Below are 24,398 nucleotides of genomic sequence, written 5' to 3' on the forward strand. Positions count from 1 at the left end.
TTGATGAATACTCCTGACCAATCCCCTCTCGGCAAATCGTCGGCGTACCAGACCCAGTACGCCCCCGACCTGCTGTTCCCGATCCCGCGCCAGCAAAAGCGCGACGAGCTCGGCCTGACCGGCACGCTGCCGTTCTTCGGCGTCGACATCTGGAACGCGTATGAACTGTCGTGGCTGAACATGCGCGGCAAGCCGCAGGTCGCGATCGCGACCGTGACGGCGCCCGCCGATTCGCCGAACATCGTCGAATCGAAGTCCTTCAAGCTGTACCTGAACTCGTTCAACCAGACCCGCCTGGCCGGCCCCGACGCCCTGCTGGCGCTGCTGCGCGACGATCTGTCGAACGGCTTCGGCGCCCCGGTCCACGTCAGCCTGACCCATCCGGAAGACTACGCCAGGCTCAAGATGGGCGAACTGGACGGCGTACTGCTGGACCGCCTGGACGTCGAGATCGACCAGTACACCCCCTCGCCCGCGTTGCTCAGCGCCAGCCACGAAGAAGCGCCGGTCGAGGAAACCCTGGTGTCGCACCTGCTGAAATCGAACTGCCTGGTTACCGGCCAGCCGGACTGGGGCACGGTGCAGATCCGCTACGCCGGCCCGCAGATCGAGCAGGAAGGCTTGCTGAAATACCTGATCGGCTTCCGCGAACACAACGAGTTTCACGAGCAGTGTGTCGAGCGCATCTTCATGGACGTGCTGCGCCAGTGCAAGCCGAGCCAGCTGGCGGTGTATGCCCGCTACACCCGGCGCGGCGGCCTCGACATCAATCCATGGCGCGCCAACTTCAGCACCCAAAAACCGTCCAACCTGCGTGGCGCGCGCCAGTAAATATCGGTTCCGGGGCAGGATACGGCTGAGCGGCTGTGCCTTTTTGGCGACAGCAGCCAGCCGCGCGCGGTTCCGGAACGGGCCGTGCCATACTGGCCGTCCTGCTCACAACTTGAGCACCGTGCGTGCAAAAATCGGAGAATTCGCCACCGGGCAAGCAATCGCAGGCCTGCGCCGCGAATTCATTCTAGAAATTGCGTGACGAAATAGATGAGCATCATTGGCTTTTCTGCCATGTTTGGCCGGGTGCCGGAAGCCTGTCCGGCGAGGACGGCAAACTGTCGCGAATTCGAGTGTCTCGGGCCGGAAACAGGCCTATAATCCGTGCTCGCTAGCACTCCCACTAGTGCATCGCACCACATGTCATGACGAATCTTAGCAAAATCCTTTCGCTCGAAAATGTGCAGCTCGACATCGAAGTATCGAGCAAGAAACGCGCTTTCGAGCAGGCCGGACTGATCTTCGAAAACAACTGCGGCATCGCCCGCTCGACCGTGTCGGACAACCTGTTCGCACGCGAGCGGCTCGGCTCCACCGGGCTCGGCCACGGCGTGGCCGTGCCGCACGGCCGCATCAAGGGCAGCAAGAGCCTGAAGGCGCCACTGGCCGCCTTCGTGCGCCTGAAGGAAGCGATTCCGTTCGAGTCGCCCGACGGCCAACCGGTGAGCCTGCTGTTCTTCCTGCTGATCCCGGACCACGTCACCCAGCAGCACCTGGAGATCCTGTCCGAGATCGCCGAGCTGTTCTCGGACGAGGCGGTGCGTACGGCCTTGTCGAACGACACCGATCCGAAGTCGGTGCACGAGCGCATCATCAACTGGCAACCCAGCCTGCAAGCCCTGGGTTAAACTGTCTGCTCGGCAATTAAGCCGCGCTTCCAACGACAACGCCATGCTGCAGACTCCGCTGACCATCCAACGGCTGTACGACGACAATCGCGACAGCCTGCAACTCGGCTGGTTCGCGGGTTTCCCCGGCGGCGAACGCCAGATCGCCGGCGACGCCGCGTCGGCCGCGGACCAGGTCGGCCACCTGAACCTGATCCACCCGGGCCGCATCCAGGTGTTCGGCCACCAGGAGCTGAACTATTACCACCGTCTGAAGTCGAATTCGCGCACCCACGTGATCGGCGAGTTGATCGGTGGCGGCCCGCCGGCGCTGATCATTGCACAAGGCCTGGAAACCCCGCCCGACATCCTCGCCATCTGCGACGAGCAGAACATTCCGCTGTTCTCCACTCCGCTGCCGGCGGCGCAGGTGATCGACTTCCTGCGCGTCTACCTGTCCAAGAAACTGGCGCAGCGCGTCATCCTGCACGGCGTGTTCATGGACGTGCTCGGCGTCGGCGTCTTGATCACGGGCGACTCCGGCCTGGGAAAAAGCGAGCTGGGCCTGGAGCTGATCTCGCGCTCGCACGGCCTGGTGGCCGACGACGCGGTCGAGTTCTCGCGCATCGCCCCGAATATGATCGAAGGCCGCTGCCCGCCGCTGCTGCAGAACCTGCTCGAAGTGCGCGGCCTGGGCCTGCTCGACATCAAGGCGATCTTTGGCGAGACGGCGGTGCGGCGCAAGATGCGCCTGAAGCTGATCGTGCACCTGGTCAAGCGCGGCGCCATGGATGAAGAAGTCGAGCGCCTGCCCTTCCACTTCCCGACCGAGGACGTACTCGGCTTGCCGATCCGCAAGGTCGTGATCCCGGTGGCGGCCGGCCGCAACATCGCGGTGCTGCTCGAGGCCGCGGTGCGCAATACCATCCTGCAACTGCGCGGCATCGACACGCTGCAGGAATTCATGGAACGCCAGCGCCAGGCGATGAGTTCGGATTAAGACCTGGCGGTTCCGTCGCAGATGACGACCCGCTGTTGAGGCGACACAAGGTATATTTGACGTAACGCTTGCGGTATCATTCGCACCATGCAAATCGTCCTCATTACCGGTATCTCCGGCTCGGGCAAATCGGTTGCCCTGAACGTCCTGGAAGACGCAGGCTACTACTGCGTCGACAACCTGCCGCCGGGCCTGCTGACGGCCCTGGTCAATACGGTGAACGAGACCGGCACCGGCAAGATCGCGGTGGCGGTCGACGCGCGCAGCGCCGAATCGCTGGTGGAACTGCCGGTGAGCGTGCGCCGCCTGCGCGAGGACGGGCATGCGGTAAAGGTGATGTTCCTGACCTCGAGCACCCACTCGCTGGTGGCGCGCTTCTCGGAAACCCGGCGCAGCCACCCGCTGTCGCACGAGCTGCGCCCGGGCGAGAATCCGGCCTCGCGCCGCACCCTGATCGAATGCATCGCCGAGGAACGCGAGCGCCTGTCGGCGATCGAAAACCTGGGCCACGTGATCGACACCTCGGAACTGTCGGCCAATAAACTGCGCGCCTGGATCAAGGAACTGGCCGAACTGGCGCATGCGCCATTGACGCTGTTCTTCGAATCGTTTGCGTTCAAGGTCGGCGTGCCGCTCGACGCCGACTTCGTGTTCGACGTGCGCGCGATCCCGAACCCGTACTACGACCTGGCGCTGCGCCCGCTGACCGGCAGGGACGGCCCGGTGATCGCCTTCCTCGACGCCCAGCCGAGCGCGGCCGAGATGCTGGAAGACATCCGCAGCTTCGTCGCCAAGTGGCTGCCGTCGTTCAAGACCGACAACCGCAGCTACCTGACGGTGGCGGTCGGCTGCACCGGCGGCCAGCACCGCTCGGTGTACATGGCCGAGCGCCTCGGCGCCTATTTCGGCGAATCCGAGCGGGTGATCGTGCGGCATCGGGAGCAGCCGAAGCATCAGGCTGGCTGAGTCGTTTCACGCGGCGCTCCCGCGCGGCTCGCCCTCCCGGATCAGCTGGCTCAGCGCAGCAGCGGCGCCGCATCCACCACCCGCACGTCGTGCATCTGATGCAGATAGGCTTCCAGGTATCCCTTGTGCGAGGCGCCGACGATCACCAGCATGCGCTCGCCCGGGCGCGTGCCCATCGCGTCGCGGATGTTCGCCGCCATGCGCAGGTTGCGCGTTTCCCAATAGCGCAGGTACTGGCGGCCGAAGCGCTGCGGCGACGGTTCGTTCATGGCGGCGCCGAAGTCGCTGCGGAAAATGAGTTCGCCTTGGCCAGGTGCATTGTCCTCGCGATACAGCTGCAGCAGGCCGTCGGGACTGTCGAGCCGCGCGTACGACACCTTGTCGGCATCGAAGCGCTGTTTGGTGGCCGGGTTGTCCCAGGCTTTCGCCAGCGCGTCGCCAAACGCCTTGCGGTCTTCCATCGCACTGTCGGCGGTATGGTCGTCCATCGGGAACAGGCGTTCGTGGCCGAGCCGCGCGGCCAGGCGCGCGCCGATCATCAGGCTTTCGTCGGGACGCGTCTCCAGCGCCTGCAACTGCGCGACCAGCGCCGCGTCCAGTCCGTCGCCGGTGCGCCGTTCGGCGGCCGGCAGGCGCAGCCATTGCACCAGCGCCGAGCCGCGCTCGCCGCCGGCCAGGAACACGGCCGCCAGGCGGCGGCGCTGGACGGCGCTTGGCGCTTGCGGCCAGCTGGCCAGCATCGTTTCGGCCTCGGTGGCCGCCTGCATCACGTCGAGCCCGGTGGCGGTGCGCGCCGCCGTGGTGTCGTGGCAATAGGGATCCATGCTGTCGCGGTAGCGGCGCGGATTCTGGCGCATGAATTCGCATTGCACGCCGGACAGCGACTCGATCGCGATCGCGTGCGGCTGCCAGCGCGCCAGGCGGTCGATCACGGACTGTATGGCGGCGGGACGCACGGCGGCAGGCTGCAGGTCCTTCGGCAATTGCGACAGATGGGGCGAACCGAGCACCAGCACTTCGCTCAGGGGCCCGGCAACCGGCCCTTTCAGGCGCGATGGATCGAAATCGGGCCGGTAGTCCTGCGCCGCCGCGGCGCCGCACAGGGTCATCGAGACCAGCAAGTGTATCCAGCGCATCGTTCGGGTCCTCATCCGTTCATGAAGGCCCGATGTTCACATCCCGTCCATTGGAAGTCACGCGAAAACGGATATGCATGGGGCGCTTTATGCGAGCTGCCTGAGCGGATGTGCGTAATCCGGCCACACCGGTTCGAAGAAGCGTGCCACCATCTCCGGCGTCACGTCGTCCAGCGCCGGCGGATTCCACTGCGGCGCGTTGTCCTTGTCGATCACCAGCGCGCGCACGCCTTCCAGCACCTCGCCGTGCTCGAAATTGCGCCGCACCAGCGAACGCTCGAGGCGCAGGCAATCGGCCACGCCAAGCATCGCGCCGCGCTTCAACAGCTCGTGGGTCACGCACATCAGCAGGGGCGAACGCTGGCGCATCGCCTTCAGCGCCTTCTGCGCGAACGGCGTGTCGTCGCCTTCGAGCGAAGCCATGATCGCCGCCACCGAGCCCGCGCCGAAGTGGGCGTCGATCGGCGCGCGCTGCGCCTGCAGTTCGCTCGTGCCGACGTGATCCGCGAACGGCGCGGCGAAGGCGCGGATCGCCGCCGGCAATGCGGCGCCCGGCGTGGCGTCGATCAGCGCCCCCAACGCCGGCAACTGCTCGGCGGGAACGAACAGGTCGGCCAGTCCGATGTACAGCGCGTCGGCCGCGCCGATGGTCAGGCCGCTCAAGCCGAGATACATGCCGAGCTGGCCCGGTGCGTGCGACAGGAAATGGCTGCCGCCCACGTCCGGGAACAGGCCGATGTTCACCTCCGGCATCGCCATTTTCGTGCGCTCGGTCACGATGCGCAGGCCGCAATCGGGACCGCCCTGGGCGATGCCCATGCCGCCGCCCATGACCACGCCGTCCATCAATGCGATATACGGTTTCGGATAGAAATGGATCAGGTGGTTCAGCGCGTATTCTTCGGTGAAGAAATCTTCCAGCAGCGCGCTGCCGCCCTGCAGGCCGGCGCGGCCGACTTCATGGAAGAAGCGGATATCGCCGCCGGCGCACAGCGCTTTTTCGCTGCTGCTCTTGAGCACCACCGCGGCGACCGAGGCATCGTCGTGCCAGTCGCGCAGGGTGGCGGCCAGCGTGCGCACCATCTCGAGCGACAGCGAATTCAGGGTCTTGGGACGGTCGAGGGTGATGGTGCCGACGCCGTTGGCGACGCGGGTCAGGACGTGCTCGGTCATGATGAATTCCATGGCAAGAAAGCATGCATTCTACCGAACGCGCCACGCCACGAAAACGTCTCACGCACAACGCAAAAAGGGCGTCCCAGTGGACGCCCTTAGCTAGGGTGCCTCTACGTCTGATTGCCCGGCAATCAGACCGCAGCGGCGTCGCCGTTTTCCGGCAGGCGTTTGATCGCCGTACGACTATGGTCCTGCAGCATCTGTTTGTGCTTCAGGATCTGTCTATCCAGTTTATCCATCAGGGTGTCGATCGCGGCGTACAGGTCTTGCGCGACACTGGCCACGTGCAGGGTCTTGCCAGACACCTGGACATTGATTTCAGCTTTCTGCCTTTTTTCTTTTTCAGTGAGGTTATCGACTGCCAGGAACACGTGCGTGTCGATGACCTGGTCGAAATGGCGAATAATGCGCTCGAGCTTATTCTGAACGTATTCACGGATCGCTGGGGTAACTTCGAGATGGTGACCGCTGATTGTGAGGTTCATACACACTCCTTTGAAGATGTCGCGCCGCGTGGAATCACACCGGCATGACAAGCACGTGGGGTGTGTGCGGCGCTGTTACAAGGCTTTGCGGAGACTGACGGGGGGAATCTTGAGCGCTTCGCGGTATTTGGCGACCGTCCTGCGCGCAATGACCATGCCTTGTTCCCCGAGCATCTCCGCGATCTTGCTATCGGATAATGGATTCCTAGGGTCTTCTGCTCCTGTCAATTGCGCGATGAGCGCGCGGATCGCCGTCGAGGATGCTTCTCCTCCCGCCTCGGTGGCGACGTGGCTGCCGAAGAAGTATTTCAGCTCAAACATGCCGTGCGGGGTCAGCATGTACTTCTGCGTTGTGACACGAGAAATTGTGCTCTCGTGTAGACCTAGTGTATCAGCAATCTCGCGCAAGACAAGGGGGCGCATGGCAACCGCGCCGTGCGAGAAAAAGTTGCGCTGGCGCTCGACAATCGCCTCGGCCACACGCAGGATCGTGTCGAAACGCTGGCGCATGTTCTTGATGAGCCACTTCGCTTCTTGCAATTGCGCGCCCATCTGGCTCTCGCTCTTGCCCTGCTTCAGCAAGCCCGCGTATAAACTGTTTACACGCAATCGCGGCATCACGTCCGGGTTCAGCGTCACCGCCCAGCCGTTCTTGGCACGGCGCACGATCACGTCCGGCACCACGTAGTCCGACACGTTCGACGCGAACGCCGCGCCCGGGTGCGGATTACACTGGCGCACCACGGCCTGCACGTCGCGCAGGTCGTCGTCGTCGCAGTCGAGCGCCTTTTTCAGCTTGCTGTATTCGCGCTGCGCGAACCAGCTCAGGTAGCCCTCGACGATCTGCAGCGCCATGCGCCGCGTCACCAGCGGCACGCCGGGCAGGCGCCGGATCTGCAGCGCCAGGCACTCGGCCGCGCTGCGCGCGCCCACGCCCACCGGGTCCATGCTCTGCACCAGCGCCAGCGCGCAGCGCAGTTCGTCCATCTCTATTTCGAGTTCCTCCGGCAGCCGTGCGTGGATATCGTCGAGCGGCTCTTCCAGGTAGCCGTTGTCGTCGAGCGCGTCGATCACCAGTTCGGCCAGCGCGCGGTCGCGCAGCGCCAGTCCGGTAGTCCGCACCTGCTCCATCAGGTGCTCGCGCAACGAGACGGCGCCGGCTTCCAGCTGCGGGCGGCCGTCCTCGTCGTCGGCGCCGGAAGCCGGGCCGGCGCTGTTCCAGTCGATGTCGTTGTCGGCCCGTTCCGGGCCGCTGTCGAAGCCATCGGCCTCGTTCGAGGCGCCCTCGCCTTCGGCCGTCTGCTGGCCGGGCGCCGGCGGCGCTTCGCCATTGGCCGGGGCGCTGTTGATGGCGCCGTCGGCCAGCAAACGCACCGAGCGGTCGAGCGGGTCGTCGAGGCGCTCGAGCAAAGGGTTATCGCTCAGTATCTGCTCGATCTCCTGGTGCAGTTCGAGCGTCGACAGTTGCAGCAATCGGATCGACTGCTGCAGCTGCGGGGTCAGCGCCAGGTGCTGCGAAGTGCGGAGTTGCAGGGACTGTTTCATCGCGCTGATCGATTACATGCGGAAGTGTTCGCCCAGGTAGACGCGCCGCACCGATTCGTCCGCGATGATGTCGTCAGGACGTCCCGAAGCCAGCACGGCGCCCTGGTTGATGATGTAGGCGCGGTCGCAGATGCCGAGCGTTTCGCGCACGTTGTGGTCGGTGATCAGGACGCCGATCTTGCGCTCCTTCAGGAAGCGCACGATGCGCTGGATCTCGATCACCGCGATCGGGTCGACGCCGGCGAACGGTTCGTCCAGCAGCACGAAGCGCGGATTGGTCGCCAGCGCGCGCGCGATTTCCACGCGCCGCCGCTCGCCGCCCGACAGCGACAGCGCCGGGTTCTCGCGCAGCTTCTCGATCTGCAGGTCGGCCAGCAGGGTGTCGAGGCGCTCGTTGATCTGGTCTTTCGTCAGACTCTTGCCGTTGTCCTTCTGCAGTTCGAGCACGGCGCGGATGTTCTCTTCCACCGTCAGCTTGCGGAACACCGACGCTTCCTGCGGCAGGTACGACAGGCCGAGCACCGCGCGGCGGTGGATCGGCAGGCTCGAGATGTCGGTGCCGTTGATGTCGATGGTGCCGGCGTCCGACGGCACCAGGCCGACGATCATGTAGAACGAGGTGGTCTTGCCGGCGCCGTTGGGGCCCAGCAGGCCGACCACTTCGCCGCACTCGACCTGCAGCGAGACGTCGCGCACCACCAGGCGCTTGCCGTAGCTCTTTTGCAGGCCCTTGACGATCAGGGTGCTGCTGCCGTCCTGCATCGCGCCTGGTACTGCCGTCATTGCGCGCCTCCGGTGGCGGTGCGCTTGGGCGACAGGATCAGGGTGCCGCGCCCGCCCCCGACCTTGCTCTGGCCGCTGGCGTCGTTGCGCACGGCGGCGATTTCCTTGCGGTTGTCGTAGGAGATGAAGGGGCCGGTGATCTGGTTGGTCATGCGGCTGTTTTCCAGTTCCTTGACCAGCGCGTTCGAATACAGGCGCACCAGCTCGGACCGCTCGTCGTATTCGATGCGTTCGGCCTGGCCTTCGATCCACAGGTCGGGACCGCCGTCGCGCTTCTGGCGGAAGGTGGTCAGGCGGCCGGCGTTGGCGGTCAGGGTGACGCTCATATAGCCTTCCGGGCTTTCCTTGAGCAGGGCGCGGTCGGCCTTGAGCACCAGGGTGCCGCGGGTCAGGATCACGTTGCCGGTCAGGATGCGGGTGCCGCTGACTTCATCGACGTCGAGCGTGTCGTATTCGACGACCGCCTGCTTGAGCGAATCGGCGCGTTCGGCGACTGCCGTCAGCGACAGCAGGGAGAGGAATGCGGCAGCAAATAATTTTTTCATGGTGGATGCTGGTCCTGGGTTAGCACGCGGGGCTGGTTTGAGGTTCGAACGTTCAGCGCGGGCGTGGCGGATAGACGATCTGGCCGCGGCTGGAAAGATGCAGCTGCTGGGTCGCGTTGTTGGCGACCATGCCGGTGCCCTTCACGCTGGAAGCGCCAAGCTGCATCTCGATCGGCTGGTCGGTCTTCAAGATTTCTTCGTCGGGCAGCACGGTGAGCGCCTGGGTGCGCACGCGCAGCGCTTCGGCGGCGGCGGTCTTGGGGCGCTGCAGGTCGACGTCGCCGATCAGTTCGACCCGATGTTCTTCGTGATGGATGCGCGCGTTCTTCGCGACTACCGTCATCGGCGGACGCGCCGGATCGACGCCGCGCAGCAGCGGCGCATCGACGTGCGAGACGTCGCCCTCCGGGATGTGCTCGAGACGCTTGCCCGACAACAGGTAGCTGGGCTGGCCGTTCTCGGTCATGCGCACGAAGGAGAAGTTCTCGACGATGTAATCGGGTTCGTTCGGCGGGCCGCCCAGCTGCGCGTCCGGATCCGACGCCTGCATCAGCTGCAGCAGCCAGAAGCTGCCGAAGGCGAAGAAGACGCCGAGCACGATCATCGCCAGCAGGTTCCAGCGGTGCGCGGTGCGCTTGTTGACGATATGGGTGGCCATCGCTTGCCCTTACGCGAAGTACGGCGCGAGCGCCTGTTCGTAGTTGCCCTGGGCGCGCATCACCAGGTCGCACACCTCGCGCACCGCGCCGCGCCCGCCGCCGTTTTTGGTGACGTAGTGCGCGCGGTGCTGCACCTCGGGGTGGCCGGACGGCACGGCGACGGCGAAGCCGACCCGCATCAACAGCGGCAGGTCGATCACGTCGTCGCCGATGTAGCCGCATTCCTCGGCCGTGACGCCGGTGGCTTCCAGCAGCTTGGCGAAGCCGATGCGCTTGTCGTGGATGCCCTGGTAGACGTGCGCGATGCCCAGGTCCGCGGCGCGCTTGACCACGATCGGCGACAGGCGCGCGCTGATGATCGCGGTCTGCACGCCGGTCTTGTTCAGCAATTGGATGCCGAGGCCGTCGAGCACGTTGAAGGTCTTGGTGACTTCGCCGTCCGGACCATAGGTCAGGCTGCCGTCGGTCAGCACGCCGTCGACGTCGAAGATCATCACCTTCACGCGCGCAGCGCGTTCCATGTGGGCCAGTACCGGGAATTGCGAGCTCATATCAGATCACCTTGGCGCGGGTCAGGTCGTGGATGTGCAGCGCGCCGACCAGGCGGTCGTCGGCATCGGTCACCAGCATCTGGTTGATGCGGAATTCTTCCATCACGGCGACGGCGTCCACCGCCAGCTGCTCGGGGTGCACGCGGCGCGGATTGGCATGCATCACGTCGCGGATCAGGATATTCGAGAAGTCGTGCATGCGCTCGATCAGGCGGCGCAGGTCGCCGTCGGTGAACACGCCGATCGGACGGCGTTCGTCGTCGACGATGGCGGTCATGCCCATGCCCTTCTGGCTGATCTCGAGCAGCGCTTTCGCCAGCGGCGTGTCGGGGCCCACGGCGGGAATCGCGTCGCCGCTGCGCATCACGTCGCGCACGTGGGTCAGCAAACGGCGGCCGAGGGCGCCGCCCGGATGCGACAGCGCGAAGTCCTGTTCGCGAAAACCCCGCACGTCCAGCAGCGCCACCGCCAGCGCGTCGCCCATCGCCAGCGTCACGGTGGTGCTGGTGGTCGGCGCCAGGTTCAGGGGGCAGGCTTCCTTGTCGACGTGGATGTTCAGATGGACTTCGGCCAGTTTCGCCAGGCGCGAGGCCGGCTTGCCGGTCATCGCGATCACCGCGCTGCCCATGCGCTTGACGGCCGGCAGGATGTCGAGCAGTTCCGACGATTCGCCCGAATTCGAGATCGCGATCAGGACGTCGTTCGGCGTCACCATGCCCAGGTCGCCGTGCGCGGCTTCGCCCGGGTGCATGAAGAAGGCCGGGGTGCCGGTCGAGGCCAGGGTGGCGGCGATCTTGCGACCGACGTGGCCCGACTTGCCCATGCCCGACACCACGACCCGGCCCTTGCAGGCGTAGATCAGCTGCGCGGCGCGCACGAAGCTGTCGTCGTCGCCCAGGCGCGCCTGCAGCGCGCGGATGGCGTCGGCCTCGATGGCGAGGGTCTCGCGACCCAGCGCCAGCACGCGCCGGACCTGGGCCTCGTCAAAACTTTTCAACATTGTTTTTTGATCGGTTACACTCATTCCAGAAGTATAAACGAATTGAGAAAGCAAAAAACTTGCCAGTCGTAACAAACTACAACAGACACCACAATCCGGAGCTTGCCCACCCCTGCCGCGGCAAGCGCCCTGCCTTCCTTTCTCTCTCGTTTGCCCGATGCATTCCGGCCTTGAACTGACCTTGCTGCTGCTGGGCTGCGCCGTCCTCGGCGTGGTCGCCTTCCGTTCCCTGCACCTGCCGCCGATGCTCGGCTACCTGGCCGTCGGCGTCCTGATCGGTCCCCACGCGCTGGCGCTGGCCGAGGACAGCCCCACCACCCATGCGCTGGGCGAGTTCGGGGTGGTGTTTTTGATGTTCTCGATCGGACTCGAATTCTCGCTCAACCAGCTGCGCTCGATGCGGCGCATCGTGTTCGGGCTCGGGCTGGCGCAGGTGACCGCCACGCTGATCGTGACCATGGGCCTGGCGCTGCTGGCCGGCTTCCTGCTGCCGCAACTGAACCTGGGCTGGCAGGCCGCGTTCGCGCTGGGCGGGGCGCTGGCGATGTCCTCGACCGCGATCGTGGTCAAGCTGCTCACCGAGCGGCTCGAGCTCGAAAGCGAACACGGACGGCGCATCATCGGCATCCTGCTGTTCCAGGACCTGGCGGTGGTGCCGCTGCTGATCCTGATCCCGGCGCTGGCGCGCGATCCGGAAGACCTGGCGGTGACGCTGGGGTACGCGGCGCTGAAGGCAGCGCTGGTGCTGGCGCTGCTGCTGTTCTTCGGTCAGAAGCTGATGGGACGCTGGTTCACGGTGGTGGCCAAGCGCCGCTCGCAGGAACTGTTCATGCTCAACCTGCTCTTGGTAACGCTGGGTGCTGCCTGGATCACCGAGCAGGCCGGCCTGTCGCTGGCGCTGGGGGCCTTTGTCGCCGGCATGCTGATCTCCGAGACGCCGTATAAGCACCAGGTGGAAGAAGACATCAAGCCGTTTCGCGACGTGCTGCTCGGGCTGTTCTTCATCACCATCGGCATGCTGCTCGACTTGGCGCTGGTGCTGGAGCACTGGTGGGCCGTATTGCTGCTGCTGTTGCTGGCGATCGGCCTGAAATTCGGCCTGATCGCCTTGCTGGCGCGCGCCTTCGGGGCGGCGCCGGGCACCGCGATGCGCACCGGCCTGGCGCTGGCGCAGGCCGGCGAATTCAGTTTCGTGCTGCTCAATCACGCGTCCGAGTCGCGCCTGGTCGACCCGTTCGTGATGCAGCTGGTGCTGGCCTCGATGGTGCTGTCGATGATGGCGGCGCCGTTCATCATCGCCCACATGGACCGCATTGCGCTGAAGGTCGCGGCCAACGAATGGATGACGCAATCCTTGCAACTGACCCAGATCGCGGCGCGCACCATGAAGACCCAGAAGCACGTGATCATCGCCGGCTTCGGGCGCAGCGGGCAAAGCCTGGCCACGCTGCTGGGCGAGGAAAAACTGTCGTGGTACGCGCTCGACCTCGATCCCGAACGGGTGCAGGAAGCGCAGGCGGCCGGCGCCGGCGTTTCCTACGGCGATGCGGCGCGGCGCGAAAGCCTGATCGCGGCCGGCATCCACCGCGCCAGCGCGCTGGTGATCACCTTCGCCGACACCCGCCTGGCGCTGCGCGTGCTGCACCTGGTGCACGAGCTGGCGCCGAACCTGCCGGTGATCGTGCGCAGCCACGACGACGGCGACATGGACGTGCTCAAGGCGGCCGGCGCCACCGAGGTGGTGCCGGAAGCGCTGGAGAGCAGCCTGATGCTGGCCTCGCACGCGCTGGTGACGATGGGCGTACCGCTGCGGCGCGTGGTGCACCGGGTGCAGGCGGCGCGCGACGAACGCTATGCAGCGCTGCGCGGCTACTTCCACGGCGCGAGCGACGCGGCGCACGACCTGGAACCGGGGCAGGTGCGGCTGCATTCGGTGCGCTTGCATGCGCAGGCGCTGGCGGTCGGGATGCGGCTGGCGGGATTGAAGCTGGAAGAGATCGGGGCCGAGGTGACGGCGCTGCGGCGTGGTGGGCAGGGGCTGGAGCCCGAGCCGGAGGTGGTGCTGCTGGCCGGTGACGTGGTGGTGCTGCGCGGGGATGGCGAGGCGCTCAACCGCGCCGAGGAACGGCTGCTGTAGGGTTGGCCTGGGCGGCCCCGCGCTTCGCCGCCGACGCGTCGATTGTTATCGGTTCCGATATCGTGCCGGATGATCTTGCGGCTATCTATCACCGCGTCGGCGGCGAAGCCGCCAACCCTACGATTCATGCATAAGCATGATCAGGCGAACGTGACGACCTTGTTGCGCCCGCCGGCCTTGGCCTGGTACAGCGCCGCGTCGGCCGACGCCACCAGATCCTGCGCCACGGTTTCGATCGCGATCTCGCGCGCGCTCTCGATCGACTGTGCCGGGAACTGCGAAATGGCCAGCGCCGCCACGCCGATCGACACCGTCACGTCAACCCGCTCGCCCGATCCCAGGTCGACCGGCTGCGCCGCCACGCTGGCGCGGATGCGCTGCGCCACGGCGCTTGCGCTTTCGAGGTCGGCGTCGATCAGCAGCACCACGAATTCCTCGCCGCCGAAGCGGCCCAGCGCGTCCGACATGCGCAGCTCGGCCTTGATGCGGGCGCAGACTTCGCGCAGTACGTCGTCGCCGCCCTGGTGGCCGACGGTATCGTTGACCTGCTTGAAATGATCGATGTCGATGTACATGCACGACAGGCGGTAGCCCTGGCGCCGCGCGCGCGCGATCTCTTCCAGCAGGCGCCGGTCCATGTAGCGGCGGTTGTAGACGCCGGTGAGCGAATCGGTCAGGCCGATGTACTTCAGCATCTCGTTGCTGATCACGTTTTCCAGGCAGATCGCGATGATCGAACCCATGTGCTCGACGAAGTCGGTGCCGAGCTGCGGCGTGAAGCGGGTCGGGTCGGCGCTGCCCAGGTTCAGGCTGCCGATCAGGCGCGTGTTGCGCAGCAGCGGCACCAGCGCCACGCTCTGCAGGCCTGCGGGCGGATGGGGGAAGGCGGCGCAGTGCTGACTCGGGGCGTACGGCCCGAGCAGCGGACGCGGGCGGCGCTCGGGCGACATGTCAAAGCCGAGCTCGACCGCGTGCTCGCAGAACATCAGGTGCGGGAACCCTTCGAAATCCACGCCCAGGCGATGCATCACGGTATAGATGTCGGCATCCGGGTCAACCAGCGACAGCGTCACGATGTCCAGTTCCGAGATCACCGGCAGCGTGCGGAAGATGGTCGAGATCAGGTCGGGAAAGCTGCCGGCGCCGACGATCTGCAAGTCGAAGGCCTGGTGGCGGCACATGATTTCATGGTTGCGTTCCGCCTGTTCGAGCAGGTACGCCATGCGCGCGCGCAAGGTCTCGTTTTCCGCCATCAGTTCTCGCGTCGACGCGCTTGGCTCATGCATAAAGCATTCCTTTCAGCAATAACCGTAACATTACGCCATCCCGGAATGCTTGGATATGAAAAACGGATCGCCGTAGACGATAAGCGACACTGTCGCGGTGTTACTGCATAGTACCCGGCGCTTTAGAAGGCCAGCTTCAAGAGGCCTGCTTCAAAAGGCTAACTCAGCATCCAGCTGCTGGCCGACACGCACCGTGTGGCCGATGCCGTCCGCCACGATCACGTTCATGCCGACCGTGACGGCGCCGTCCATGCGCACGTTGGCGCGGTAGGCTTGCAGGATGTCGAGCGGATCGGGGCCGGGAATGCCGGTCGCCTGGTCGATGGCGGGAATCGGGCAGCGCGCGCACGGCTTGACCGGGCGCAGCGCCACGCCGTCGGCGGTGAAGGCGCCGACGAAGTCTTCCTCGAAGGCGTCGATGCCGTCCACCACCAGGTTGGGGCGGAAGCGGTTCATCGGCAGCACGTCGCGCCCTGCCCGCTGCAGGCGTAGGTTCAGGTCGTCGAGCGAGGACTGGCCGATCAAGAGGATCGGATAGCCGTCCGAGAAGCGCGCGGCGGCGCGCACGCCGCCCGTCCATTTGGTGCTGGTCGGGCGCACCACGTCGGGACGGAAGCGCACCAGCCGGCACGGGGCGCCGATCGCGCCCGAGAACCAGAGTGCCGCAGCCTCGCCGCAATCGGCGGCCGACACCCGGTCGTCCCAGATCTGCACCGCCGTTGAGGCCGCGGCGGCGTCGTGCGCCAGCGGCAGCGTCAGGGACGTCATGCCCGGCGCGTTCACCAGCAGCGTGTCGCCTTCGATGCGCGGCGCAATCACCGCCATGCGCGGGAATTCGCGCTGGGTCAGGAACAAGCCGTCGGGCGTAATCACCATCCATTCGCGGTCGTACACGCCCTGCGCCGCGAGGCCGTCGATGCACAGCATCGCTTCCGGCACCGACAGGCCGGCGCAGGATTTGATCGGATAAAGGACGAGTTCGGAGATGGTAGCCATGCTGTCAGCGAAAGAACGGAAACAGGTAAGGCCAACAGTATGGCAGCAAACGGCAGCGCCGGCGCGACTCCGAAAGGCTTAAATCTCTTGTCGGAATCCGCCGCCGGCGTAGCTTGTCCCTTACGCCGCCGCGTCCACCGGCTGCCCGCCGAGGCAAGCCGCCAGCAGACCGGACGGCAGAGCCGGGCGATCGGCGTCGAACAGCTTGCGGTTGCCGATGACGATGAAGCTGTCCTTCGCGCGCGACACCGCGACGTTGAGCATGTTCGGGGTCTGGTCGAAGAAGGCGCTGCCATTGAAGCCGTCGCCGTAGGTGGGCGAGAACAGCACGATGGCGCGCTCGGCGCCCTGCAGCGCGTGCACGGTGCCGACGGTCAGCCGGCTTTCCGGACGCAGCAGGTCCGGCAGCTCGCGCCGCAGGCGCCGTTCGATGGCGCCGGCCTGGGCCGCGAACGGCGTCACGATGCCGACCAGTTTCCACAGCGGCGTCGGCGCGCCGTTCGCGTCCACGTAATGCTGCTCGATGCGCTGGCGGTTGGCCTTGAGCCAGTCGACGAGCGCCGCCGCCTCGCTGTCGTTCCAGCGGCTGCCGCCGCGCCGGCTGTCGCTGCCGGCGACGTGGTGCAGCGCGAACGGCGGCAGAATGCGGTCTTCCGGCGCCAGCGGCGGCCGCTTCGGCTCGAGGCGCCCGCCATAGATCAGCGTGTTGCAGTAGCCGATCAGTTCCGGCACGCTGCGGCGGTGCTCGGTCAGCATCAGGCCGCGCATTTCCGGATACTGCTGCACGGCGCAGCTGCGGTTGGCGATGCGCATCAGGTTGCCGCTGGCCGCGGCATGGCCGGCCTCGGCCAATGCGTCGTAGGCCGGGTCGTGCATCGACGGCGCCAGGCCGAACTTGACGGCGTTGGCGCGATCCAGCGCTTCGCTGCTGTTCCATACCGGTTCGATCTGGAAGGTATCGCCCACCACCAGCGCGCGCCGCGCCAGCGCGAACATCGGCGCGCCGACCTCGGGCGACACCTGCCCCGCCTCGTCCACCACCAGCAGGTCGATGGTGTTCCAGAACGGCATGTCCTCGCCTTCCCAGGCGGTGAAGAACGATGGCGCCATGTGGAAGTTCGACACCAGGCAGGGAGAAAGCTTGGCGAAGCGGCGATACTTGGCTTCCAGCTTGCGCCGGCCCTTGCTGTCCTTGGCGGCGCTGCGGATGCGCTGGCGCACTTCCAGGATCCATTGTCCCGACCAGTACCAGTCGGCGAGCGCGAACATGCGCGTGCGCAGCCGGGTGTCCAGGTAATCGTTCAGGTTGGCCAGGCTGGCGTCGAGCAGGTCCGGGTCGTCGCCCGCCACCGCCTGCCAGGCGCCGAACGCGGCCGCGACGCGCGCCCGTTCCTGCTCGGCCTGGGCCACGGCCGCCTTGTGGGCGTCGACCCCGTCGGCCAGCGCCTGCTTCTGCGCCAGCAGCGACGCCAGCGCCGCGGTCTTGTGCTGCAGCGCTTCCTTCTTGAGCATGTGGAAGTGCCCAGGCACGCCGTCGGCGCGGTGCAGCAAATCCGCAGTGAGCGGATGCGCCAGCAACGCCTGGCGGTCGAGCGCCATGCGCTTGCGCCGCAGCGGCGGGATGAAGCTGAGCAGGTCGAGCCACAAGGGCGAGGCGGCCAGGTAGGTGGTCCACAGTTTTTCGGCCTGCACGATGTCGTCGCGCCGCGCTTCGTAGTCGCGCAGGACGGTGGCGCTGGCCGCGTCGCACTCGTCCATCGCGGCGCGCAGCTGCGCCAGCTCCTGGCTGCAGCGCGCCAGCTCGGCGTTCCAGCTGGCGAGCAAGCTGCGGTAGCCGGCCACGGCGCCGGTCTCGAGGTCCTGGCCGAAGGCATGGAACAGCGCCTGACGCGCCTCGATCAGGGTCTCGATGCGCGCCGCCAGGCCGGCCAGTTCGGCGTGCAGCTCGTGCAGCACGGTGCCCACACCGTCGCTGCGGCGCCGGAAGTGCATCGCCGCGCAATCGAGGTAATGGCGCTCCACCGCCGCCAGTCCCTGCGGCGTTTCGAACTCCTCGAACGGATGGCTTTTGCCGCTCGCCAGCGGATGCTGGCTCTGGCGCGACTCGGACGCCAGGAACAGGCCGAAGCCGCGCCGGTACGGGTGCCAGCGCTTGTGGCCGGTCTCGATGGCGATGCGCTCGAAGCTGTCCAGCACGTTCTCGACCGCCTTCACATTGGTCGAGGCGACCACGATCAGCGGGCACTCGGCGCCGGCCAGTGCAGCGTCGATCCACAGCTGCGCCACCACGCTTTGCAGCAGCGTGGTCTTGCCCGTGCCCGGCGGGCCGTTGACCGCCAGCACCTTCCCTTCCGGCAGACGGTGCAGTTCGTCCATCGCGGTGCGCTGCGATGGCGACAGCGGATAGCCCGGATGCATGTGGCCGACCGTCTTCGCGTGGTACGGCGCGGCTTCCTTCAGCGTGGCCGGGGCGCGCGCCGGGGACTCGGGCAGCGTGCGCAGCGCGTCGAGCAGCGGCGTCGGCGGGCGCTCGGCGATGATGCTGTCGACCAGCTTGACCAGGTGGCGCGCGACCACCGGCGGCTCGTAGGGCATCCCGTGCCAGCCGGATACCAGGTGCTGCTCGTCGAGGGCGAAATCGGGCAGGCGCTGTTCCCCGGCATGCGATGCCAGCGCGGGCAAACCGGCGCCGGTCACCGCCTCGAACAGTTGCGCCGCGATGCGCAGCAGCTCGTCCATGCCGCCCGGTTTCAGCGGCAGGCTGCCGATGAACGCGTCATGGCTGTCCAGCGTGCCGAGCGAGGTGCGGCGCAGCGTCGGCTCCAGCAGATCGCGTGGCATCCACGGCAGGCGTTCCGGGTCGGGCGTGAGCACGCCCTCGCGGTCCAGCCAGCAGGGAATGCACAGCACCGACGCGCCCCGGTGCAGTTCGGCGCCATCTTGCTTGACGCCGTGGCTGGCCGCCGGCGCCAGCCGCGCCGGCACCAATACGAACGGAATCCGGCCGCTGCGTTCGAGCTTGCTGGCGGCGAACTGCTGCTCGACCCAGCCCGGTACGTGGGGCGCGGCACGCGTGACGCGCCATTCGCCGTCGACCTGCCCGATGGCGATCGGCTGGCTGGCGGGCGCGACTTCGGGATGCAGCAGGCTGACTTCGGCTAGCGCGGCGCGCCAGTACGGCAGGGGGATTGACTGATTCATTCTTGCAGAGGAAGGAAAAATACTGCTGAGCACTTAATGCAGAAGCCGAAAAGCAACAAGCCCTTCCGGCTGGGAAGGGCTTGCGAGGGGTTGGGCGCCGCGGCGCCCGATGGATCAGACGTTGAACAGGAAGTTCAGCACGTCGCCATCCTTGACGATGTATTCCTTGCCCTCGGCGCGCATCTTGCCCGCTTCCTTGGCGCCCGCCTCGCCCTTGTAGGTGAGGAAGTCGTCGTACGAGATGGTCTGGGCGCGGATGAAGCCGCGCTCGAAGTCGGTGTGGATCACGCCGGCTGCCTGCGGGGCGGTGGCGCCGATCGGCACGGTCCAGGCGCGCACTTCCTTCACGCCGGCGGTGAAGTAGGTCTGCAGGCCGAGCAGCTTGAAGGCGGCGCGGATCAGGCGGTCCAGGCCCGGCTCGTCCATGCCCATGTCGCCCAGGAAGTCGGCCTTGTCGGCGTCGTCCATCTCGGCGATCTCGGCTTCGATGGCGGCGCTGATGGCCACGATCGGGGCATTCTGCTTGTTGGCGAACTCGGTCAGCTGGTCCAGCAGCGGGTTGTTGGTGAAACCGGTATCCGAGACATTGGCCACGAACATCGCCGGCTTGGCGGTGATCAGGTGCAGCGGATAGATGATCGCCATCTCTTCCTTGTCCAGCCCCATGGTGCGCACCGGCTGGCCTTCGTTCAGGTGCGGCATCAGGCGTTCCAGCAGCGCGACCAGCTTGGCCGCGTCCTTGTCGCCCGAGCGCGCTTTCTTGTTCTCGCGGTGGATGGCTTTCTCGACGGTGCCCATGTCGGCCAGCGCCAGTTCGGTCTGGATGACTTCGATGTCGTCGATCGGGCTGACCTTGCCGGCCACGTGGATCACGTTCGGGTCTTCGAAGCAGCGCACCACGTTGACGATGGCGTCGGTTTCGCGGATGTGCGACAGGAACTGGTTGCCCAGGCCCTCGCCCTTCGAGGCGCCGGCCACCAGGCCCGCGATGTCGACGAACTCGACGATGGCCTTGACCACGCGCTCCGGCTTGACGATGTCGCTCAGCGCGTCGATGCGCGGATCCGGCACTTCGACCACGCCCACGTTCGGCTCGATGGTGCAGAACGGATAGTTTTCAGCCGGGATGCCGGCCTTGGTCAGCGCATTGAACAGGGTGGACTTGCCGACGTTGGGCAGGCCGACGATGCCGCATTTGAGGGTCATGGAGATTTCTTTCGGATTCGGTAAACGCGAGCGGCCAGGCGGGCGCTCTCAAACCCCACATTGTAACCCCGGACGCCCTGCCCTGCCGCAAAAAACGGCGCGGCGCGCGCTGCCGTGCAACGCTTTGCGCTGCATCTTCGTCGCTAGATCGGCAGGATGCGCGCCAGCTCGGGGCGCTCGGCGAAGGCGGCCAGCTCGTCGCGCAGGCGTTCGCCTTCTCCGATGGCGCGTTGCCAGACGCGGATGCGCTCGTCGTGGTTCAGGCCATAGAAGTGGAAATCGTTGCGGTCGGGCAGCTTGCCGTTCGGGAGGGTGCGCAGGAATTCTTCCGACGGCGACACCAGCAGCATGTTGTCGAGCCAGCCGCGGTTCGGACCGCGTGCTACGCGCCGCCAGGGGAAACTCTTGTCGAGCCAGCCCGGCACGATGTGCGAGGTAAAGTGGGGATACAGCACCAGTTCGCCCTGCTCCTGCGCGTCTGTCGGCACGGCCCGCGAATACGGCAGCGCCAGGTGGTAGTCGACGATGCCGCCATCCCAGTAGCTGCCTTCGGGCGCGTCGGCGATGCCGGTGACCGCCTTCATGATCAGCGGCAGCGTGCCCGAGGCCAGCAAGCCCGGCGCCAGGTTATCGCGTGTGAGTGGCGTGAAATGCGTGGTGAAGGCGTCGAAGGGTTCGCGCAGCCAGGGCGCCGGACTGCGTGCGTCGCCTACGCGCATGTCGCCGATCACCACGCGCTCCATCAGGCGCGCCAGCCAGGCGCGCGACGCGGCATTGTGCAGGGCGGCCGAAATGAAGCCGCGCAGCTCGGCATTGCGATGGCCGGGCGCCGCCAGCGAACGGCGGCCGCGCGCGGCGATCAGGTGCAGGCGGTAATGGGGATGGTTGAGGATATCGTCCTCATGCCCGCGCACCAGCTCGGCCAGCAGCGCCTGCACCACCGCGTCGATCTCGTGCGGGGTGGGCTTGAGGCTGGTATAGCGCTGTCCCGCATACAGTTCGCCCAGCAGCGCGAAGGCCCTGGCCGGATCCTTCTGGCAGGCGGCGGCCATGCGCCAGGCGCCGATCGACGCGCCGATCAGGTCGCGTTCGCGTGGCGCCGTCGGAAACCATTCGCCGAACATCCAGCTGTCGAGTGCCTGGAAGATCAGGCCCTTGGGGCCGCCGGCGGCGCCGGGCACAATGGCGATGTCGCGCGCGCGCAAGCCGTGCTCTGCGATGCGCGCCATGGCCAGCGGTCCGGCGTGGAATGTGAGTGCCTTCATGGCGAAATTATCGCAGGTATCGCGGCAGGACGAGAGCGCTTGCGCCGGATCAAGCGCGGCCTTGCGCCGCCCCGTAACATGGGTCGGTCGCGTGCCTGGAGAACACCATGTCCCTGCGCTTCATCGTCATGCTGAGTCTGCTTTTGTGGTCGCTTTCCGACCCGGCATTGGCGCGGGCACCCGGTACCGACCACGGTAGCGACCACGGCACCGACCATTCGGTGACGGTCGAGCGCCACGTCCAGCATTTCGTCGTCGAGCCCGACGGCAGCTACCTGCTCACGGTCGAACAGGTGAAGACCATCGCCACGCGCGAGGCCGTGCACGAACACGCGCAGCACTACATCGCCTACAACCAGTCGCTCGACAACATCGTCTCGGTCGAGGCGCACACCGACAAGGCCGACGGCCGGCGCCTGCCGGTGCAGCCGCACCAGATCCGCGACCAGCAAGAAGCCGCCTCGCTCGACGCGCCGATGTTCCAGGACACGCGCCTCAAGATCGTGGTGTTCCCCGACGTCCAGCCCGGTGACCGGGTGGCGGTGCGCTACGTCGTGCGGCGCCACACGCCGCTGTTTCCCGGCCAGTTCGAAGACCTGACCGCGGCGCGCTTCCACCGGCATCGCGACTTTCGCCTGATCTACGACATGCCGGCGCCGATGCCGCTGCACGCCGACGCAGTGGGGTTCGAGGCGCTGCCCGGTGTGGCAGCGGGCACAAGCGCACCCGGCAAGCGCCGTTACGCCTGGCGTTACGTGGATGGCGACAACGCCCGCATCGAGGCCGATTCGGTCAGCTACCTCGACTACGGCAAGCGGCTCGCGGTCTCGACCTTCCCCGACTACGCCGCCTTCGCGCGCGCTTACCAGGAACGCGCCGCCGGCAAGGCGCTGGCCGACGATGGCGTGGCGGCGCTGGCGGCGCGCGTCGCAGGCGGCATCGTCGACCGGCGCGAGCGCGCGATCGCGCTATCCGACTGGGTGCGCAGGAACGTGCGCTACGTCGGCGTCTACCTCGGCCCGGGCGGCGTGGTGCCGCACGCGGCCACGAGCGTGCTGGCGAACCGCTACGGCGACTGCAAGGACCATGCGACGCTGCTCGAAGCGATGCTGGGCAGCGCCGGCATCGACAGCACGGTGGCGCTGGTCAACAACGGCGACGCCTACCGCCTGCCCGAGGTGCCCACGCTCGGCGTGCTGAACCACGCCATCGTCTACGTGCCGTCGCTGCAGCTGTACCTCGACCCCACTGCCGAATCGGTGGCGGGCGGCTTCCTCCCGCCCAGCCTGCTCGGCAAGCCGGCAGTGCTGGCGCGCTCGGGCGAATTCGCGATGATCCCGTTCTTCCAGCCGGCGCGCAGCCGCACGCTGACGCGCTTCGACATCCGGCCCGACGGCAGCAGCGCCTTCCGGGTCACGCGCACCAGCAGCGGCGCCCAGGCCGAACCGTACCGGCGCGTGGTGCGCGCCACGGCGTCGAGCGAGCGCGAGCGCTTTGTGGAACGCATGCTGCAGGGACTCGGCCACGTGGGCGGCGGCGTACTTGAACCGGGAGACACCGACAGTGTCGGCGACGACTACACCCTGTCCTTCCGTGGCGCCAGCGACAGCTTTGCCCAGCTGCCGGGCCCGGCCGGGCTGGCGACGACCTACAATTTCTGGGGCGGATTGGGCGATGCGATGCAGGCGTTCGCGCAGGAACCCGAGCGGCGCCAGGAATTCGTCTGCCCGGCGATCGACGCCGAGGACGAGTTGCAGTTCAGCCTGCCGAAACGGGCGCGCGTGCTGGCGCTGCCGCGCGCGCTGAAGGTGGACGACGCCAACTTCGCCTACCGCTCGCGCTACGAACGGCGCGGCCTGCTGGTGACGGTGAAGCGCCAGTTGAAATTCCGCCACACGGCGGCGACCTGCTCGCCGGCCGACTACCGGCGCATGCGGCCGGCGCTCGAGCGCATGCTGCGCGACCTGCGCACGCAGGTGGTGGTCAAGGGAGGGTGAAGCTGCTTGCAGGCACGCGCTGTGCAACCATCATGCGCTGTGCAACCGCATCATTGCCGTGTCGAGCTTGCCCTCGCAGACGAGCGGGATGATGTGCAGCGCCTTGTCGATCGACTCGTCGATCAGGCTCTGTTCTTCGCGGCGCGGGCGGTGCAGCACGAAGTCGGCCACCGCCTGCTGCAGGTTCAGGCTGCGCGGATGGCCGATGCCGATGCGCAGGCGCCAGTATTCCTGGGTGCCGAGGGCCGCGGTGATGTCCTTCAGTCCGTTGTGGCCGCCCGAGGAGCCACCCTTCTTGAGCTTGGCGACGCCCGGCAGCATGTCGAGTTCGTCGTGCACGACCAGCACTTCGTCCGGATTGATTTTATAGAAGCGCGCCAGCGCGCCGACCGACTGGCCGGAGCGGTTCATATAGGTCTGCGGTTCGAGCAGCCAGACGTCATTGCCGGCGATCGAGGTCTTGGCCACCAGCGCATTGAAGCGCGATTCGCGCTGCAGGCGGCAGCCCGGCAGGCTGTTGGCCAGGTTGTCGACCAGCCAGAAGCCGGCGTTGTGGCGGGTTTGTTCGTATTCCGGGCCAGGGTTGCCGAGGCCGACGATCAGACGGATGGACATGCGTGCGTGTGAATGTGGAGAAAGAGCGATTATCGCTCAAACATGGGATCGGTGGCTTCAAGGCTTGCGTCCGATTGGCGTAGGGTTGGCGGCTCCGCCGCCGACGCGTTCAACCAGTGCACGCATCGTGGCACCTCAAGCCGGAGTTGGACGCGTCGGCGGCGGAGCCGCCAACCCTTGTATCTTGCTCA

General features: G+C 66.6%; 21 protein-coding genes. 6 read left to right on the forward strand and 15 right to left on the reverse strand.

What is annotated here, in order from left to right:
• Positions 1–3 precede the first annotated feature (3 nt).
• The 4 genes from queF to rapZ all read left to right on the forward strand — a co-directional run bounded on the left by queF (position 4) and on the right by rapZ (position 3,624).
• Entirely contained in the window at positions 4–831 is an 828-nt protein-coding gene (gene queF, locus QPK27_RS12650) for an NADPH-dependent 7-cyano-7-deazaguanine reductase QueF (protein WP_290418601.1), read from the forward strand.
• A gap of 365 nt (positions 832–1,196) precedes the next feature.
• Complete coding sequence (locus QPK27_RS12655) at positions 1,197–1,679, forward strand: PTS sugar transporter subunit IIA (RefSeq protein ID WP_290418602.1); 483 nt, start codon at positions 1,197–1,199, stop codon at positions 1,677–1,679.
• Positions 1,680–1,722: 43 nt separating this feature from the next.
• Positions 1,723–2,658: an HPr(Ser) kinase/phosphatase gene (hprK, locus tag QPK27_RS12660; protein WP_290418603.1), complete on the forward strand. Its 936-nt coding sequence runs from the start codon at positions 1,723–1,725 to the stop codon at positions 2,656–2,658.
• A gap of 87 nt (positions 2,659–2,745) precedes the next feature.
• Complete coding sequence (rapZ, locus tag QPK27_RS12665; protein WP_290418604.1) at positions 2,746–3,624, forward strand: RNase adapter RapZ; 879 nt, start codon at positions 2,746–2,748, stop codon at positions 3,622–3,624.
• Positions 3,625–3,674: 50 nt separating this feature from the next.
• Here rapZ and QPK27_RS12670 read toward each other — a convergent pair whose 3' ends face one another.
• The 9 genes from QPK27_RS12670 to QPK27_RS12710 form a co-directional block, all read right to left on the reverse strand.
• Positions 3,675–4,760, reverse strand: coding sequence for a DUF5694 domain-containing protein (locus QPK27_RS12670; protein ID WP_290418605.1), 1,086 nt, complete (start codon positions 4,758–4,760; stop codon positions 3,675–3,677).
• Between the two features lie 87 nt (positions 4,761–4,847).
• The gene (locus QPK27_RS12675) at positions 4,848–5,933 is read right to left on the reverse strand and encodes an enoyl-CoA hydratase/isomerase family protein (RefSeq protein WP_290418606.1); all 1,086 of its coding nucleotides are present in this window, start codon (positions 5,931–5,933) and stop codon (positions 4,848–4,850) included.
• A 134-nt stretch (positions 5,934–6,067) separates the two neighbouring features.
• Positions 6,068–6,421, reverse strand: coding sequence for a ribosome hibernation-promoting factor, HPF/YfiA family (hpf, locus tag QPK27_RS12680; RefSeq protein WP_290418607.1), 354 nt, complete (start codon positions 6,419–6,421; stop codon positions 6,068–6,070).
• A 75-nt stretch (positions 6,422–6,496) separates the two neighbouring features.
• On the reverse strand, positions 6,497–7,966 hold the full coding sequence (locus tag QPK27_RS12685) for an RNA polymerase factor sigma-54 (RefSeq protein WP_290418608.1): 1,470 nt from the start codon (positions 7,964–7,966) through the stop codon (positions 6,497–6,499).
• Positions 7,967–7,978: 12 nt separating this feature from the next.
• The gene (lptB, locus tag QPK27_RS12690) at positions 7,979–8,749 is read right to left on the reverse strand and encodes an LPS export ABC transporter ATP-binding protein (RefSeq protein WP_290418609.1); all 771 of its coding nucleotides are present in this window, start codon (positions 8,747–8,749) and stop codon (positions 7,979–7,981) included.
• Positions 8,746–9,294, reverse strand: a complete 549-nt coding sequence (gene lptA / locus QPK27_RS12695; RefSeq protein WP_290418610.1) for a lipopolysaccharide transport periplasmic protein LptA — start codon at positions 9,292–9,294, stop codon at positions 8,746–8,748. Before lptA ends, lptB begins: the two co-directional genes overlap by 4 nt.
• Before the next feature lie 52 nt (positions 9,295–9,346).
• A complete protein-coding gene (gene lptC, locus QPK27_RS12700; RefSeq protein WP_290418611.1) occupies positions 9,347–9,952 on the reverse strand; it encodes an LPS export ABC transporter periplasmic protein LptC in 606 nt (201 codons plus the stop codon).
• 9 nt (positions 9,953–9,961) lie between these two features.
• Positions 9,962–10,504 (reverse strand): HAD family hydrolase, encoded by a 543-nt coding sequence (locus tag QPK27_RS12705; RefSeq protein WP_290418612.1) that lies wholly within the window; start codon positions 10,502–10,504, stop codon positions 9,962–9,964.
• A gap of 1 nt (position 10,505) precedes the next feature.
• Positions 10,506–11,528 (reverse strand): SIS domain-containing protein, encoded by a 1,023-nt coding sequence (locus tag QPK27_RS12710; RefSeq protein WP_290418613.1) that lies wholly within the window; start codon positions 11,526–11,528, stop codon positions 10,506–10,508.
• 133 nt (positions 11,529–11,661) lie between these two features.
• On the opposite strand from QPK27_RS12710, the gene QPK27_RS12715 reads away from it, so the two are divergent.
• Positions 11,662–13,641 carry a monovalent cation:proton antiporter family protein gene (locus tag QPK27_RS12715; protein ID WP_290418614.1) on the forward strand — a complete coding sequence of 660 codons (1,980 nt, stop codon included), beginning with the start codon at positions 11,662–11,664 and terminating at the stop codon, positions 13,639–13,641.
• A 140-nt stretch (positions 13,642–13,781) separates the two neighbouring features.
• Here the strand turns inward: QPK27_RS12715 and QPK27_RS12720 are convergent, their stop codons facing one another.
• The 5 genes from QPK27_RS12720 to QPK27_RS12740 all read right to left on the reverse strand — a co-directional run bounded on the left by QPK27_RS12720 (position 13,782) and on the right by QPK27_RS12740 (position 21,595).
• Positions 13,782–14,927, reverse strand: a complete 1,146-nt coding sequence (locus QPK27_RS12720; protein WP_290418615.1) for a diguanylate cyclase — start codon at positions 14,925–14,927, stop codon at positions 13,782–13,784.
• A 150-nt stretch (positions 14,928–15,077) separates the two neighbouring features.
• Entirely contained in the window at positions 15,078–15,923 is an 846-nt protein-coding gene (locus QPK27_RS12725) for an MOSC domain-containing protein (protein WP_290418616.1), read from the reverse strand.
• 120 nt (positions 15,924–16,043) lie between these two features.
• Positions 16,044–19,124, reverse strand: coding sequence for a DEAD/DEAH box helicase (locus tag QPK27_RS12730; protein WP_290418617.1), 3,081 nt, complete (start codon positions 19,122–19,124; stop codon positions 16,044–16,046).
• Between the two features lie 114 nt (positions 19,125–19,238).
• On the reverse strand, positions 19,239–20,330 hold the full coding sequence (gene ychF / locus QPK27_RS12735) for a redox-regulated ATPase YchF (RefSeq protein ID WP_290418618.1): 1,092 nt from the start codon (positions 20,328–20,330) through the stop codon (positions 19,239–19,241).
• A 143-nt stretch (positions 20,331–20,473) separates the two neighbouring features.
• The gene (locus QPK27_RS12740; protein WP_290418619.1) at positions 20,474–21,595 is read right to left on the reverse strand and encodes a patatin-like phospholipase family protein; all 1,122 of its coding nucleotides are present in this window, start codon (positions 21,593–21,595) and stop codon (positions 20,474–20,476) included.
• Between the two features lie 107 nt (positions 21,596–21,702).
• Here QPK27_RS12740 and QPK27_RS12745 point away from each other — a divergent pair, with 107 nt between their 5' ends.
• Positions 21,703–23,592 carry a DUF3857 and transglutaminase domain-containing protein gene (locus tag QPK27_RS12745; protein WP_290418620.1) on the forward strand — a complete coding sequence of 630 codons (1,890 nt, stop codon included), beginning with the start codon at positions 21,703–21,705 and terminating at the stop codon, positions 23,590–23,592.
• A gap of 30 nt (positions 23,593–23,622) precedes the next feature.
• On the opposite strand, the gene pth is transcribed toward QPK27_RS12745, so the two are convergent.
• Positions 23,623–24,207 carry an aminoacyl-tRNA hydrolase gene (pth, locus tag QPK27_RS12750; RefSeq protein ID WP_290418621.1) on the reverse strand — a complete coding sequence of 195 codons (585 nt, stop codon included), beginning with the start codon at positions 24,205–24,207 and terminating at the stop codon, positions 23,623–23,625.
• Positions 24,208–24,398: the final 191 nt, after the last annotated feature.

This window comes from Massilia sp. YIM B02443, from assembly GCF_030411955.1.
GTDB lineage: Bacteria > Pseudomonadota > Gammaproteobacteria > Burkholderiales > Burkholderiaceae_D > Telluria.